The sequence below is a fragment of the Pseudarthrobacter defluvii genome, assembly GCF_030323865.1.
GTDB classification, from domain to species: Bacteria; Actinomycetota; Actinomycetes; order Actinomycetales; family Micrococcaceae; genus Arthrobacter; species Arthrobacter sedimenti.
Map to the genome: position 1 here is coordinate 1956027 of NZ_CP066362.1, position 15795 is coordinate 1971821.

Annotated in this window: 12 protein-coding genes; 6 read left to right on the top strand and 6 right to left on the bottom strand. The window is 65.8% G+C overall.

Annotation, left to right across the window (positions count from 1 at the left end; all coding sequences use genetic code 11):
* Window positions 1-136 precede the first annotated feature (136 nt).
* Window positions 137-1612 carry a 30S ribosomal protein S1 gene (rpsA, locus tag JCQ34_RS09015; RefSeq protein WP_142133935.1) on the top strand — a complete coding sequence of 492 codons (1476 nt, stop codon included), beginning with the start codon at window positions 137-139 and terminating at the stop codon, window positions 1610-1612.
* A 153-nt stretch (window positions 1613-1765) separates the two neighbouring features.
* On the opposite strand, the gene JCQ34_RS09020 is transcribed toward rpsA, so the two are convergent.
* Window positions 1766-2263 (bottom strand): GNAT family N-acetyltransferase, encoded by a 498-nt coding sequence (locus JCQ34_RS09020; RefSeq protein ID WP_286403941.1) that lies wholly within the window; start codon window positions 2261-2263, stop codon window positions 1766-1768.
* Window positions 2247-2957, bottom strand: coding sequence for an IMPACT family protein (locus tag JCQ34_RS09025; RefSeq protein WP_286403943.1), 711 nt, complete (start codon window positions 2955-2957; stop codon window positions 2247-2249). Before JCQ34_RS09025 ends, JCQ34_RS09020 begins: the two co-directional genes overlap by 17 nt.
* Before the next feature lie 112 nt (window positions 2958-3069).
* On the opposite strand from JCQ34_RS09025, the gene JCQ34_RS09030 reads away from it, so the two are divergent.
* The 3 genes from JCQ34_RS09030 (at window position 3070) to uvrB (ending at window position 6999) form a co-directional block, all read left to right on the top strand.
* The gene (locus JCQ34_RS09030; protein ID WP_286403946.1) at window positions 3070-3519 is read left to right on the top strand and encodes a hypothetical protein; all 450 of its coding nucleotides are present in this window, start codon (window positions 3070-3072) and stop codon (window positions 3517-3519) included.
* 61 nt (window positions 3520-3580) lie between these two features.
* Complete coding sequence (gene coaE / locus JCQ34_RS09035; RefSeq protein WP_286403949.1) at window positions 3581-4795, top strand: dephospho-CoA kinase; 1215 nt, start codon at window positions 3581-3583, stop codon at window positions 4793-4795.
* Between the two features lie 80 nt (window positions 4796-4875).
* Window positions 4876-6999 carry an excinuclease ABC subunit UvrB gene (gene uvrB / locus JCQ34_RS09040; protein WP_286403952.1) on the top strand — a complete coding sequence of 708 codons (2124 nt, stop codon included), beginning with the start codon at window positions 4876-4878 and terminating at the stop codon, window positions 6997-6999.
* 115 nt (window positions 7000-7114) lie between these two features.
* Here the strand turns inward: uvrB and JCQ34_RS09045 are convergent, their stop codons facing one another.
* Window positions 7115-8440: an ABC transporter substrate-binding protein gene (locus JCQ34_RS09045; RefSeq protein ID WP_286403955.1), complete on the bottom strand. Its 1326-nt coding sequence runs from the start codon at window positions 8438-8440 to the stop codon at window positions 7115-7117.
* 329 nt (window positions 8441-8769) lie between these two features.
* Between JCQ34_RS09045 and JCQ34_RS09050 the strand changes: the two genes are divergently transcribed.
* Entirely contained in the window at window positions 8770-9798 is a 1029-nt protein-coding gene (locus tag JCQ34_RS09050) for a TerC family protein (RefSeq protein ID WP_286403957.1), read from the top strand.
* Between the two features lie 131 nt (window positions 9799-9929).
* Window positions 9930-11309 (top strand): MFS transporter, encoded by a 1380-nt coding sequence (locus JCQ34_RS09055; RefSeq protein WP_286403960.1) that lies wholly within the window; start codon window positions 9930-9932, stop codon window positions 11307-11309.
* On the opposite strand, the gene JCQ34_RS09060 is transcribed toward JCQ34_RS09055, so the two are convergent.
* The 3 genes from JCQ34_RS09060 to JCQ34_RS09070 all read right to left on the bottom strand — a co-directional run bounded on the left by JCQ34_RS09060 (window position 11295) and on the right by JCQ34_RS09070 (window position 15751).
* Window positions 11295-12560, bottom strand: a complete 1266-nt coding sequence (locus tag JCQ34_RS09060; protein WP_286404399.1) for an alpha/beta fold hydrolase — start codon at window positions 12558-12560, stop codon at window positions 11295-11297. The two genes, JCQ34_RS09055 and JCQ34_RS09060, sit on opposite strands and share 15 nt — an antisense overlap.
* A 64-nt stretch (window positions 12561-12624) precedes the next feature.
* A complete protein-coding gene (locus tag JCQ34_RS09065; RefSeq protein ID WP_286403963.1) occupies window positions 12625-13131 on the bottom strand; it encodes a GNAT family N-acetyltransferase in 507 nt (168 codons plus the stop codon).
* A 76-nt stretch (window positions 13132-13207) separates the two neighbouring features.
* Complete coding sequence (locus tag JCQ34_RS09070) at window positions 13208-15751, bottom strand: DEAD/DEAH box helicase (RefSeq protein ID WP_286403966.1); 2544 nt, start codon at window positions 15749-15751, stop codon at window positions 13208-13210.
* Between the last annotated feature and the right edge of the window lie 44 nt (window positions 15752-15795).

The window sequence follows — 15795 nt, forward strand, 5'->3', positions numbered from 1 at the left end:
CATTGAAAAGCAATCCACAAATCAGGATGACCCGGAGGATCCGTTCGGATTCACCGCGAATCGCGCCTGCGTTCCATGACGCGGGCGCGCCGGTTTTGCCTGACCGACTAACTATCCACAACGGAGCCCCTACTACATGACCATCACCTCCACCGAGAAGCCCGGTACCCCGCAGGTCGCCATTAACGACATCGGTACCGCTGAGGACTTCCTCGCAGCTGTCGACGCCACCATCAAGTACTTCAACGACGGAGATCTCGTCGAAGGTACCGTCGTCAAGGTCGACCGCGATGAAGTCCTGCTCGACATCGGTTACAAGACCGAAGGTGTCATCCCCTCCCGCGAGCTGTCCATCAAGCACGACGTTGACCCCGGGGACGTTGTCTCCGTTGGCGATCAGGTCGAAGCCCTGGTGCTCACCAAGGAAGACAAAGAAGGCCGTCTGATCCTCTCCAAGAAGCGTGCTCAGTACGAGCGTGCCTGGGGCGACATCGAGAAGGTCAAGGAAGAAGACGGCGTCGTCACCGGTACCGTCATCGAGGTTGTCAAGGGTGGTCTTATCCTCGACATCGGCCTGCGCGGCTTCCTGCCCGCATCCCTGGTCGAGATGCGCCGCGTGCGCGACCTGGCTCCGTACATCGGCCAGCAGATCGAAGCCAAGATCATCGAACTGGACAAGAACCGCAACAACGTGGTCCTGTCCCGCCGTGCATGGCTCGAGCAGACCCAGTCCGAGGTCCGCTCCACCTTCCTCAACAAGCTGGAAAAGGGCCAGGTCCGTCCCGGCGTCGTTTCCTCCATCGTCAACTTCGGTGCCTTCGTGGACCTGGGCGGCGTAGACGGCCTGGTTCACGTTTCCGAGCTGTCCTGGAAGCACATCGACCACCCGTCCGAGGTTGTCGAAGTTGGCCAGGAAGTCACCGTCGAGGTCCTTGAGGTCGACCTGGACCGCGAGCGCGTCTCCCTGTCGCTCAAGGCTACGCAGGAAGATCCGTGGCAGACCTTCGCCCGCACCCACGCCCTGGGCCAGGTTGTTCCCGGTAAGGTCACGAAGCTGGTTCCGTTCGGTGCGTTCGTCCGCGTCGAAGACGGCATCGAAGGCCTGGTCCACATCTCCGAGCTCGCCGTGCGCCACGTTGAGCTGGCCGAGCAGGTTGTCTCCGTTGGCGACGAACTGTTCGTCAAGGTCATCGACATCGACCTGGAACGCCGCCGCATCTCGCTGTCCCTCAAGCAGGCCAACGAGGGCGTCGACGCCGACAGCACCGAATTCGATCCCGCTCTGTACGGCATGGCCGCAGAGTACGACGAAGAGGGCAACTACAAGTACCCCGAGGGCTTCGACCCCGAGTCCAACGAATGGCTCGAGGGCTACGAGAACCAGCGCGCAGCTTGGGAGCAGCAGTACGCTGACGCCCAGGCCCGTTGGGAAGCACACAAGAAGCAGGTTGCCCAGCACGCTGCCGACGACGCTGCAGCTGCAACGTCCGGTGACAGCGATTCCGGCGCCACCAGCTACTCCTCCGAGCCTGCTGCCACGGATTCCGGTGCCGGCACCCTGGCTTCGGACGAGGCACTTGCTGCCCTGCGTGAGAAGCTGACCGGCAACTAATTGCCGCCGGCCCGGATTCCCGGGCTGAAAGCAACAGACCCCCTGCCACAAGGCAGGGGGTCTGTTGCTTTAAACCGTTGCGCGGCTGCCGGACATGCGGCCAGTTCACCTGAAAGGTACCGCCGATCTTTCCGGCTTACCGGCCTGCCGGCGCTAGAGCTCGACGACGGCCAGGACGGTGCCGTCGTCCTGCGTCAGTTCCGCCCCGGCGGCCGCCAGCAGCCGCTGGGCGCCCCGGTTTCCCACGAGGGTGCGGGCAGTGACGCGCTTCAGGCCCGCCCGGCGGGCCTCCGCCAGCACCAGCTCCAGGGCAGCGCTGCCGACACCCCGGGAACGGAAGCTGCGGCCAAGCCAGATGCCGGTTTCCGCCGACGGGATGGCGGCGCCAGGGTCGCGCTTCAGGCGCACGGAACCGGCAATGTGGCCGCCGGTGTAGACAGCCCAGGATTTTTCCGCCGCGGGGCCGTCCAGCCCGCCGGCTGCAGCGTGATGGTAGCTGAAGAACCAGGCGGTCCGTTCGAGGTTCCAGCCGGGGCCGCCCAGCGGGGGAGCCACCTCATCGGGCGAGGCGTCACGTTTGGCCAGCTCGAGCAGTTGGTCCGCCACTGCCCGGTCGACGTCCACGAGGGTCACGTCAGCCGAGGGGTTCATCCACCCACTCCGTTCCGTCGGGTGTCAGCGTGGCGGACCCTGCCGTGAGCTGCAGGATGCGATCGGACGCGGCGGCGATGGCGTCGGCGTCGTCGGGCACGGCAACCCGCAGCACGGTGTGCCGGTCCTGGTAGGTGGTGTCCGCCATGACCATGCCGGCGGCGCGCAGGTCATTCTCCAGCCGCCCTGCTGCGGCGTGCGGCACGGCGGTGGAACACACGCGCCGCCGCCTGCGCCTGACCAGCGGGGCAAGGTCCAGGGACGTCGATACTGATTCAGAGTATGCCCGGACCAGCCCCCCTGCCCCGAGCAGAACCCCGCCGAAATAACGGACGACGACGGCGCTGACGTCGCTGAGGTCCGTCACCCCGGGCGCGGTTTCCCTCTTCAGGAGGGCTTCGAGCATGGGGATGCCGGCGGTGCCCGCGGGTTCGCCGTCGTCGCTCGACCTCTGGACGTTCCGGTCGGGGCCGATGACAAACGCGGAGCAATGGTGGCGGGCGTCATGGAACTCGCGGCGCAGGCCTGCCACCAGGTCGCGGGCTTCGTCCTCGGTGCCGGCCCGGCGGAGTACGGTGATGAATCTGGACCGTTTGACCTCGAGCTCGTGCCGGAAGTCCGGCCCCGCAGCCAGGGTGGTGTAGGACGTGGCCCGGCTGTCCGGGTCCTGTGGTGGGTCCGCCGGGTTCAACACCGCTTCAGTCTAGTGGAGAAGCACGTTGGGGCTAACGGCCCATGACAGCGCAGGCGGCCGGCTGGAAAATCGACCCATTTCACGCAAATTCAGGCAGCTGGCCCCGCCGGCAGTGGCGCCGGCCGGGGCTGTGTGGCCCTGGCTGGCGCAACTAGGCCAGGGACGTGGCGGTTTCTACAGTTACGACTTCCTGGAAAACCTCCTGGGCCTCAACATCCACAGCACAGACCGGATCCACCAGGAGTGGCAGGACATCCAGGCGGGGGACCATGTACACCTGGCCCCGGCGGCGTCCTCGGACCTGGAGCTGGTCCGCGTTGACACAGGAAGCGCACTGGTCCTGCGCGTTCCACCTGATACACCTCCCGGGCCTTTCCACTTCACCTGGGCGTTCGTACTGCGGCCGCAGCCCGACGGCAGTACCCGGCTGCTGGTGCGGGAGCGGTATGCCTACCGTCGATGGTGGACAGTCTGGATGGTCGAAGCAGTGGAGGTGGCAAGCTACATCATGTCGCGGCGGATGCTTCAGGGCATCAGAACCCGCGCGGAGATACGCACATGATTGCATGCGGCGGCAGCCCGGACCCCTCGGCGGTCCGGAAGGCGTGCCCTAGGGTGGGAGGGTGCTGAAGATCGGATTGACAGGCGGAATCGCCTCTGGGAAATCGGTGGTGGCTGCGCGCCTGAAGGAACGCGGCGCCGTGTTGGTGGACGCGGACGCCCTGGCCCGTGAGGTGGTGGAGCCCGGGACCGAGGGGCTGGAGCGCATCGTCGCGGAATTTGGCGCAGGGATACTCGACGGCGGGGGACGGCTTAACCGGCCGCGGCTCGGGGAGGCGGTGTTCGGCAACCCCGAGCGGCTGGCTGCGCTGAACGCCATCGTCCATCCCCTGGTGCGTGCCCGCGCCGCTGCCATCACGGCGGCCGCCGCCGCTGACGCCGTGGTGGTCCAAGACATTCCCCTGCTGGTGGAAACCGGGCAGGGGGCCGCCTTCCACCTGGTCGTCGTGGTGGACGCCCCCGACGACGTGCGGCTGCACCGGATGCAGGAGTTGCGGGGGATGACCGCGGAGGCCGCGCTGTCCCGCATGGCTGCCCAGGCCACCAGGGAGGAACGGCTGGCCGCCGCCGACGCCGTCCTTGACAACTCAGGGACCGTGCAGCAGTTGCTGGACCAGGTTGATGGGCTCTGGGACGGGCGCCTGGTGCCGTTCGCCCATAACCTGGCGGAAGGGAAACGCGCACCGCGGCGCGGGGGAGCGGTGTTGGAGCCACACCGCGCAGGGTGGGCGCAGGAGGCAGGCAGGATTGCAGCGAGGATTGCTGCGGCCGCGCCGGACCTCATCCTGGCGGTGGACCATATCGGATCCACCTCCGTGCCCGGCCTGGCCGCCAAGGACGTCATCGACCTGCAGGTGGCCGTGCCGGATCTCGAAGCGGCGGAACGACTTGCCCCGCTCCTTGCCGCGGCAGGCTTTCCAGCCGTCCGGGGAGTGGAGGCCGACACCCCGAAGCCCGGCGATCCTGACCGGTCGGCCTGGTTGAAGCGGTTCCACGCCAACGCGGACCCGTGCCGTGCCGTCAATGTGCATGTCCGTGCGGCCGGTTCGGCAGGCTGGCGTTACGCCCTGATGTTCCGGGACTGGCTGCGGAACGACCCCTCCGCGCTGGAGCTCTACGCCGAGCACAAGGCGGACCTCGCAGCACGGTACGCCGGTTCGCCGACCACCAGGGCATACGCCGACGCCAAGGAACCCTGGTTCACGGACGAAGCCTGGCCGCGGATGTCGGCTTGGGCCGAGGCAACCGGGTGGGAACCGCCGTCGTACGCGTCCTGAAGCCGGGCCCCACACGGGAGGTTGTTCGCCGGTAACGGACGTGGCAGTCCACTGTCAGTGCCCGGTTGTAAATTAGATCCATGAGCCTTGCGCAGGAAGTCAACCGTGTTGTAGCGCCCTTCGAAGTCATCAGCGAATTCCAACCTGCGGGCGATCAGCCGGCCGCCATCAAGGAGCTGACGGAGCGCATCAACAACGGCGAGAAGGACGTGGTGCTGCTCGGTGCCACGGGAACTGGTAAAAGCGCCACCACCGCCTGGCTGATCGAGCAGGTGCAGCGCCCCACCCTGGTGATGGTGCAGAACAAGACGCTCGCCGCGCAGTTGGCCAACGAGTTCCGCGAACTCCTGCCCAACAACGCGGTGGAATACTTCGTCTCCTACTATGACTACTACCAGCCTGAGGCCTACGTGGCCCAGACGGACACCTTCATCGAGAAGGATTCGTCCATCAACGAGGAAGTCGAACGGCTCCGGCACTCGGCCACCAACGCGCTGCTGACCCGCCGCGATGTGGTTGTGGTGGCCACTGTCTCCTGCATTTACGGCCTGGGTACCCCTGAGGAGTACATCGCCGGGATGGTCACCCTGCGGAAGGGTGCGGAGATGAACCGGGACGACCTCCTCCGCAAGTTCGTCGCCATGCAGTACTCCCGCAACGACATGGACTTCCACCGTGGAACGTTCCGGGTGCGCGGCGACACCGTGGAAATCATTCCCATGTACGAGGAACTGGCCATCCGGATCGAGTTCTTTGGCGATGAGATCGAGAACATTCACACCCTTCACCCGCTCACGGGCGAGGTCATCCGCGACGAAGAGGAGATGTACGTCTTCCCGGCCTCGCACTATGTGGCCGGGCCGGAGCGGATGGCGCGCGCCATCAAGCGGATCGAGGATGAACTGGCCGATCGCCTGAAGGTGCTGGAAAGCCAGAACAAGCTGGTGGAAGCACAGCGACTGCGCATGCGCACCACGTACGACCTTGAAATGATGCAGCAGATGGGGTTCTGCAACGGCATCGAGAACTATTCATCCCATATTGACGGGCGCGGGCCGGGCACCGCCCCCCATTGCCTGCTGGACTACTTCCCGGACGACTTCCTGCTGGTGGTGGACGAGTCCCACGTGACCATTCCCCAGATCGGGGCCATGTACGAAGGCGACATGTCGCGGAAGCGGAACCTGGTGGACTTCGGGTTCCGGCTGCCATCGGCCATGGACAACCGGCCGCTGAAGTGGGACGAGTTCCTGGAACGGGTGGGCCAAACGGTCTACCTTTCGGCCACCCCTGGCAAATACGAGTTGGGCAAGGCGGACGGGTTCGTCCAGCAGATCATCCGGCCCACCGGCCTTGTCGATCCCGAGGTGGTGGTCAAGCCCACCAAGGGCCAGATCGATGACCTGCTTGGTGAAATCAAGACGCGGGTGGAGAAGGATGAGCGGGTCCTGGTGACTACCCTGACCAAACGCATGGCGGAGGACCTCACGGACTACCTGCTGGGCCACGGCGTCAAGGTCGAGTACCTGCACTCGGACGTGGATACCTTGCGCCGCGTGGAGCTGCTGCGCGAACTTCGCATGGGGTCCTTTGACGTACTGGTAGGCATCAACCTGCTCCGTGAAGGACTCGACCTTCCCGAGGTATCCCTTGTCAGCATCCTGGATGCGGACAAGGAAGGCTTCCTGCGGTCATCCACGTCGCTCATCCAGACCATCGGGCGTGCCGCCCGCAACGTGTCCGGCGAGGTGCATATGTACGCGGACCGCATCACCGACTCCATGGCCAACGCCATCGACGAGACCAACCGGCGGCGCGCCATACAGGTGGCCTACAACAAGGAACACGGCGTGGACCCGCAGCCGCTGCGGAAGAAGATCGCCGACATCACCGACCAACTGGCCAAGGAAGACGCCGACACCGATGCGCTGTTGAACAGCTTCGACTACGGCAAGGGCAAGCGCGGTATCACCGGGGCAACCAAGTCCGGTGCCAAGGGGGCCAAGAAGGCCGCGGCCACCGTCCGGGCGGACGGCCTGGCCGCCGCTCCGGCCGAGGACCTGGTGGGCCTGATCGCGCAGCTGACGGAACAAATGCACGGAGCGGCCGCCGACCTGCAGTTTGAGGTGGCGGCCCGGATCCGCGACGAAGTCAGCGAACTGAAGAAGGAGCTGCGCCAGATGCAGGCCGCAGGCCACGCCTAGGCCCGGAATTACCTTCGGGCAGCGGCTTGGTTTCTGGGCAACTGCTTCACCGGGAACGGCGGACATCCCATCAGGGGATGCCCGCCGTTTTCACTGTTTGAGCCGGTCCCGGATCCTACTTCTTCCTGGCCGAGTCGATCATGTCCTTTGCTTCCTGCATGAGGCCCTTGGCCGCGTCCGAAGGTGACCTGCGGTCGAAAAGGACATCGCTGCTGTACCGCTGGATCAGTGCCTGTACCCCGGAGGAACCCGTGGGAGGTACGGGAGGAACGTCCTTGAGGTCCGGCTTGATGTCCTTCAGGAATGCCGCGGCTGCCTTATCCGCGGGCGTCAGCTGCGGGTCGATCGCCGTCTGGACCTCGGAGTTGGTGGGGAAGCCGCGTTCCGTCAGGATGGTCTTCGCCGCGTCCAGGTTGTTGAGCAGGTAGTTGACCACCTCGGAGGCTTCCTTCGGATGCTTGCTGCGCGAGGAAACGGACCAGAACATGGACGGCTTGTAGGACATGCCGTTGTCCTTGGCGCTGCCGGTGGAGCTCGGCGCGCGCAGGATCTTCACCTCACTCTTCAGTGCGGACTGGAGCGCGTTGACCTGGTTGGTCCACCACCACGACATGGCAGTCTTGCCGGTGGCGAAGAGGGTTTGTTCAACCGGGGCACTGATGTCCTCCGTGGCGATGTTGGCAGGAGCGGCTGCCCCCTTGTTGCGCAGGTTCAGCACGTTCTCGAAGAAGGACGTGGCGGTGCCTTCCTTGAAGCCGAGGCCGCCGTCCGCAGAGTACAGCGACTCGCCGTGCTGCATGGCCCAGGTGTTGAGGTCGGAGTCGGTCAGCGAGTAGGAACTGCCGTAGTTCGTCTGGCCGGCCTTGGATGCCGCGGCAGCAATCTGGGCGGCGGTCTTTGTGTAGTCGTCCCAGGTCCAGGTCTTGTCGTCCGGGATGGGCACCCCGTAGTCCTGGAACATCTTGGTGTTGATCATCACCGCTTTGGCGTTCTGGCCCGTACTCAGGCCATACTGCTTGCCGTCCACCTGGCCGGACTTCAGGGCATCCTGGTCAATCTTTGAGGTGTCGATGTTGCCCTGCTTCGAGAGGTCCAGCAGTGCTCCACGGCCACCGTATTCAGCGATGTAGGCCTGGTCCATCTGGATCACGTCGGGGGAATCAATGGCGGCGGTTGTGGTGGCCAGTTTGTCCCAATAGCTGCTCCAGACGCCGGGCTCGGCCTGGATCTTGATGTTGGGATGTGAGGCCTGGAAAGCGTCGATAACCTGCTGCGTCTCTTTGTTCCGCAGGTCGTTGCCCCACCACGTGAACCGGACGGTGATGTTGCCGCCGCTGTCGCTGGATGAGGAGGCGGAGGAGCAGCCGGTAGCCAGCAGGGCCACGGCGGCGGCGGTGGCGAGGGCCTTGGCCACCATGCCAGTGCGAAGCGGAGTCTTCATTGACCAACCTTGACTTTCTGGACGAATACTAGGTCGAGGTGAGAAAGCGCTTTCTCACTGCGGATGATTATTACAAGCACCGCAGGGCGGGTCAATAGGGTATGGGAAACCGTTATCCGAAACGGCCGGGGCGGTTTGCGTGAAACATCAGAATGTATGCGCTGGGGTACAGTTAAAGGCACGTAGGGGAGTATCCCAAGCGCTACGATCGTCAACACGCAGGGCACAGTTGCCCCGCCGGGCGTAGCGGGCCGCCACATCAGCACCAAGTGCACAGGCAGGCCGGAGAGACTTACACCATTTTTGTGTACCCTGCGAAAGGCTGCCCTGTGCTCGACTTGCCTGTATGGTTCGAGGTTGGCTCATTTGCCGTCCTCGGCCTCATTCTCCTGATCGATCTCCTCCTGGTGGTGCGCCGGCCGCACGAACCGTCCATGAAGGAGGCCGGATTGTGGGTGGCCTTCTACGTCACGCTGGCCCTGGCCTTCGCCGGCGCCATGTTCGCTTTCACCGGCCCTGAATTCGGCAGCCAGTTCGTTGCCGGCTGGGTCACGGAGTACAGCCTCAGCATCGACAACCTTTTCGTGTTCATCATCATCATGGCCAGGTTCTCCGTGCCCAGGAAATACCAGCAGGAAGTGTTGATGGTAGGCATTATCATCGCGCTCATCCTGCGCGGCATCTTCATCCTGCTGGGCGCCGTGGTCATCAACCAGTTCAGCTGGGTGTTCTACATCTTCGGCGCCTTCCTGCTCTGGACGGCGTGGAAGCAGGCCCAGGACGAGGGCGAAGAGGAAGAAGACCGCGAGAACCCGCTGATTGCCAAAATCCGCAAGGTCATCCCCATGTCGGAGAAGTTCGACGGCGGCAAGTTGCGGACCGTGGTCAACGGCAAGAAGGTCTTCACCCCAATGGTGATTGTCTTCATCACCATTGGCCTGACGGACCTCCTGTTTGCGGTGGACTCCATCCCGGCGATCTTCGGCCTGACCCAGAGCCCCTTCATCGTCTTTACCGCCAACCTCTTTGCCCTGATGGGCCTGCGGCAGCTGTACTTCCTCCTCGGTGGCCTGATGAACCGGCTGATCTACCTGAAGCACGCGCTGTCCGTCATCCTGGCATTCATCGGCGTCAAGCTGGTCCTGCACGCCATGCACGTCAACGAGCTGCCCTTCATCAACGGTGGGCACCACATCGAGTGGGCGCCGGAGATCCCCACCTTCGTATCGCTTGCGGTCATTGTGGGCACCATCATTATTGCCGTGGCCGCGAGCCTGCTCAGCTCCAAAGCGCAGGCTGCGGAAGTTGATCCCCGGCTCGAAGAGGACGCCAGGAAGAGCCACAGCGACGCCGAATAGGGCCGCGCCGCACGATCCCATCACGGTAGTCCCGGCCTCCTTCGCGGCCGGGACTACCCGTTTTAAACCCTGGTAGAAACAGCGACCAAAACCCCCTGCAGGGCACCCCGGCACGGGTCTATGCTCGGAACATGGCCCGCACACTTGTGAAGGATCAGGGCGTGCGCCAGGTGCAGCGGCGCACCGTTGTGCTCTTGAGCGCGGCCCAGGTGTTCGGTGGACTCGGGACGGGTTCAACCGTGTCTATCGGCTCCATCCTGGCCGTCGAACTCTCGGGGTCCAGCGCGTGGGCGGGATCCGTTGCCACCGTAATGACCCTCGGCGCCGCAGCCGCAGCGCTGCCCCTGGCGTCCCTGGCCGAACGGCGCGGCCGCCGCACCGGTCAGGTGGCCGGACTCTCCGCCGCCCTTGCCGGCGCAGTGCTCATGGTCCTGGCAGTGATATCCGGTTCCTTCATCCTGCTGGTCCTGGGGGCGGCAGGCATCGGCGTGGGGACTGCCGCGAGCCTGCAGGCCAGGTTCGCGGCCGTCGATCTCGCTGCCGCCGAGCACCGTGGCCGGGCGCTGTCCACCGTCGTCTGGGCGGTCACCGTCGGCGCCGTCGCCGGGCCCAATCTCATCCAGCCCGGTACGGCTGTTGGCACCGCACTGGGCCTGCCGCCCATCGCAGGCCCCTTCGTGATCTCCGGGGCCGGGCTCCTGATCGCCACCGTGCTCGTGTTCGCCGGCCTCCGTCCCGACCCGCTGCTGCTGGCACGCGAACTTGCCGCTGCCGGCAAGAACGTCGCGACGGGCCATCTGGACGCCCCGCACACCGGCGGCCCTTCGGCAGATGTCCCCGGGCAGGGCGTCCCCGGCGCGCCACCGGCCGTCGGAGGCTCCCTTGGCCGTGGAGTACGGGCCATCCGCAGTTCGCGGACGGCGCTGCTGGCCGTGACCGGAATCGTCGCTGCCCATGCCGTCATGGTGGGCGTGATGTCCATGACTCCGCTGCACCTGCAGCACCTCGTGGAGGGGCCCGGTCCGCATACCGGACATGCCGAGGGTGACGTGCTGGTCATCATCGGCTTCACCATTTCGCTGCACATCGCCGGGATGTTCGCGCTCTCCCCGGTCATGGGCTGGCTGACGGACAGGGCAGGCCGGATCGAGACCATCATGATCGGCTTCACGGTGCTGGTGGCCGCCGTCGCGGTTGCCGGATTCGGGCAGTCCTCAACCACCGCCGTAGCCATCGGGCTGGTCCTGCTGGGCGTGGGCTGGTCTGCGGCCACCATCTCGGGGTCCACGCTGCTGGCTGACAGCGTCGGGCGGGACGCCAAAGTGGCGGTGCAGGGCGTCTCCGACATGCTGATGGGCGCCGCGGGAGCGCTGGGCGGCGCGTTGTCCGGACTGGTCCTGGGCTACGCCGGCTACCTGGGCCTGAACCTCCTGGGCGGAACCATCGGCGCTGCTGTCCTGGCCGCCGCCGTTGTCACCCGCACGTCGCACCGGCAGTCAGCGGCCGCTTGACCGGGCCATTCCCAACAGGCGGGCGAAGATCCTCTCACCGTCGTCGGCAATCCCGTCGTGATGGAAGTCGGCGGTCTCCCACACCTGCAGGCCCTGCACTGCTGCCACGGTGCGCAAGGAGAGGTCCCGGTCCACGTAGATATCGTCCGAGTACACCGCCGCCGCCACGGGGACGGTGTTGGTGGCAAGCACCCGGGAATCGTAGAGCGGTTGCCAATCCTGCCTGCAAGCCAGCAGCTCCGCGACCTCCCGCAAGGGCTCGAGGGCCGGGTCCTGCTCGAAGTACCACGGATACACCATCTCGCCGGTCAGCAGCAGCGGCTCGGCATCCGGCCTGAACCAGGGGTTCTCGGCGAGCATCCGCCAGGCGGACCAATTGGTGGCCTGCCCCTGGCCGTAAATGGATTCGTGCATCAGGGCATACAGCGGGTTGGAACGGCGGGAAACGACGCCCTGGAGCTGCTCCAGGAACGTGTCCGAAAGCCTTGGCCCGCCGGGGGTCTGCACGAAGGCGTCCTCCAGCAGGTAGTGGAGGCTGTCCACCCGGGTGTTGCCGCCCAGGAATGCCCCCGCCATCTGGAACCGTTCCACCGTCAGGGGCACGCCGTCGGGCATCATCTCGGTTGTTGAGCGCAGGTGCCGGGCAATCCGCTCCACCGTCTTCCGGTCCTCCGGATACCAGCCGAAGTATTCCTCGTTGCGTGCCGCCACGCGCTGGTAGGTGGCGCGGTACACGTCGTCCGCGCTGCCGGTGAGCGGTGCAAGGCCGCCGGTGATGAGCACTTCGCGCAGTCCCTCCGGTGCGAAGGACAGGTACGTCAGGGCGCAAAAGCCCCCGTAGCTTTGGCCGTAGATGGTCCAGGGGCCGGAGCCAAGGGCCGCTCGGATCAGCTCCGCGTCCGCCACGATCGAGTCTGCCCTGAAATGTTCCAGGTAGGCGGCCTGGGCGGGCGCGGAGCCGCGGCCAGGCAGGGTGGTGCGGTCGAGGGGTGTGGAGAGCCCAGTGCCGCGCTGGTCCAGCATCAGGATCCGGAAGTCCTGGGCCGCGGCCTTGCTCCAGCCGCCCAGGGAACCCCACCTGTTCCCGCGTCCGCCGGGTCCGCCCTGCAGGAACAGAAGCCATGGCAGCGCGCCGGCGGCTTCCTCGCTGTGTGCCGCGGAGACGTACTCGCGTGCGAAAACTGTGATGGACTCGCCGGACGGCTCCGAATGGTCCAGTGGGACCGTGAAGTAGTGCTCCACGGTGCGCATGCCGCGGAACTCGTGCCTGGCCCTGACCTCGTGCCGGACCGCTGCGGCAGGGCCGCGCTGCACGTCAACCACGGGCGGGAGCCGGGAGGGAGGCTGCCCGGCCCAACATATCCAGCGCCTCGCCGGTGAGCCGGAAGGTGGACCAGCCGTCCATGGGGCGGGCCCCGAGGCGGCGGTAGAAATTGATGGAGGGCTCGTTCCAGTCCAGCACGCTCCACTCCACCCGGGCGTAGCCGTTCTCTACGGCGATCGCGGCGAGGTGCTGCAGCAGCGCCTTGCCGTGCCCGTCGCCGCGCGCTTCCGGGCTGACGTAGAGGTCCTCCAGGTAGATCCCGTGCACGCCCTCCCAGGTGGAGTAGTTCAGGAACCACAGTGCGAAGCCCTGCACGTCCCCCGCATCATCTTCGGCCATGACAGCGAACACGCTGGGGTTGTCGCCAAAGAGCGCCTGGTCCAACAGCTCGGGTGAATTCCGGACGGCGTCGGGTTCCTTCTCGTAATGAGCCAGTTCGTGGATCATGCGGAGGATGGCGGGGACGTCATGCCGGGTTGCGGGGCGGATTACACTCATGATTCGAGCTTACCGCCGGTACCGGCACGCCCACCGCAGGGCCGTGGAGAGCCCGCAGGAGCGCAGGCGGCCCGCGTCAGAGGCGGTTTACCTCCGTCACCCTGACCATGGCCGTTCCGGTCGCATCGGACTCCGCCAGGTCCACCTCCGCCGAGATCCCCCAGTCGTGGTTGCCCGCCGGATCGTCGAAGATCTGGCGAACCTTCCAGGTCCCGGGTTCCTCGGTAATCATCAGCAGGCCGGGGCCGCGGGCATCGGGGCCCGTCCCAATGTCGTCGTGTTCGTCGAAGTAGTCGTCCAGCGCGTCTTCCCAGCGGTCGGCACCCCAGCCGGAGCCGCCGTCGAGCTCTCCCAAAGCCGCGGAATCCTCGTCGGCGAACAACTCCACCCGGCGGAACATCTCGTTGCGCACCATCACCCGGAATGCGCGGATGTTTGAGGTGAGCGACGGCGGCGGGGGCGGCGGTGCGTCGTGCGGCGTCGGGGCCTTCCCGGACGTGAGTTCCTCCCACTCGTCCAGGAGGCTGGAGTCCACCTGCCGCACCAGCTCGCCGAGCCAGGCGATGAGATCCGCCAGGTCCTCTCGGAGGGCGTCCTGCGGGACGGTCTGGCGCAGCGCCTTGAAGGCGTCGGCGAGGTACCGCAGCACGATGCCTTCCGAGCGCGCCAGGCCGTAGAACTGGACGAACTCACCAAAGTTCATGGCCCGTTCGTACATGTCGCGGACCACCGACTTGGGTGCCAGCTCGAAGTCGCCCACCCACGGCGCAGCCTTCCGGTACACCTCGAACGCCTCACCCAGGATCTCTGCCAGCGGCTGGGGGTAGGTCACCTCATCCAGCATGGCCATCCGCTGGTCGTAGTCGATGCCGTCGGCCTTCATGGCGGCCACCGCTTCGCCGCGGGCCTTCTTTTGCTGTGCGGAGAGGATTTGGCGGGGTTTCTCCAGGGTCGCCTCAATGACGGACACCACGTCCAGGGCGTACGACGGCGACTCCGGGTCAAGGAGGTCCAGCGCAGCAAGTGCGAAGGGGGAGAGCGGCTGGTTGAGGGCGAAGTTTGGCTGCAGGTGCACGGTCAGCCGGACAGTGCGGCCATCGGGGCCTTGTTCGTCCGGCGGGATCCGCTCGATGACCTCGGCGGCCAGCAGTTCCCGGTAGATGCCCAGCGCCTTCTTCATCAGCCGCAGCTGGTTGGGGCGCGGCTCGTGGTTCTCGGTGAGCAGCCGCCGGGCCGCCGCGAACGGGTCGCCGGGCCGTTCCATCAGGTTCATCAGCATGGCGTGCGTCACCGTGAAGCTTGACGTCAACGGGTCCGGGACTGATTCCACCAGTCGGTTGAAGGTTGGTTCACCCCAAGACACGAAACCTTCGGGCGGTTTCTTCTTCACCACCTGGCGCAGCTTCTTCTGGTCGTCGCCGAACTTGGCGGTGGCCTTGGCCATGGCCTTCACGTTCTCGATCACGTGCTCGGGCGCCTGCACCACCACGGTCCCGGCGGTGTCGTAGCCCGCCCGGCCGGCCCGCCCCGCAATCTGGTGGAACTCACGTGAGTTGAGCAGCCGGGTGCGGACGCCGTCGTACTTGCTCAAGGCCGTGAGCAGCACCGTCCGGATGGGCACGTTGATGCCCACGCCCAGTGTGTCCGTCCCGCAAATCACCTTCAGCAGCCCCGCCTGTGCCAGCTGCTCCACCAGCCGGCGGTACTTTGGCAGCATGCCGGCGTGGTGCACGCCGATCCCGTGGCGGACCAGCCTGTTCAGCGTCTTCCCGAACCCCGCCGCAAACCGGAAGTTGGCGATCAGCTCCGCGATCTTGTCCTTTTCCTCCCTGGTGCACACGTTGATGCTCATCAGGTTCTGGGCGCGGTCAATGGCTTCGAGCTGGCTGAAGTGCACCACGTAGACAGGCACCTGCTTGGTGGACAGCAGCTCCTCCAGGGTCTCGTGGACGGGAGTCTGGTGGTAGTAGTAGTGCAGCGGGATGGGCCGCTCCGCCGAGCTCACCGTGGTGGTGGCGCGGCCGGTCAACGCGGTCAGCCCCTCCTCGAACCGGGTCACGTCGCCCAGGGTGGCGGACATGAGCAGGAACTGCGCCTGCGGAAGCTCCAGGAGGGGGACTTGCCAGGCCCAGCCGCGCTGCGGGTCGGAGTAGAAGTGGAACTCGTCCATGATCACCGCGCCGAGCTCCGCGGCCGAGCCTTCCCGCAATGCGATGTTGGCCAGAATCTCTGCGGTGCAGCAGATGATGGGCGCGTCCTGGTTGACCCCGGAGTCGCCGGTGATCATGCCCACGTTCTCCGCACCGAAAATGTCGCACAGTGCAAAAAACTTTTCGGAGACCAGGGCCTTGATGGGCGCCGTGTAATAGCTGCGGCGACCCTGGGCCATGGCCTGGAAGTGCGCGGCGATCGCCACAAGCGACTTCCCCGATCCCGTGGGCGTTGCCAGGATGACGTTGGCCCCCGTTGCCAGCTCCATGATGGCCTCGTCCTGCGCCGGGTACAGCGACAGGCCCCGGCTTTCCGTCCACTCCACGAACCGGGTGTACAGGGCGTCGGGGTCGACGGCGGCGGCCGGGTTGGGGGTGGACAGGTCGCTCAGCTGGTCAACGAGTTTCATTGACTTCAACCTTAGTGCCACGTGGCATACCGGCAGGGCGGTGC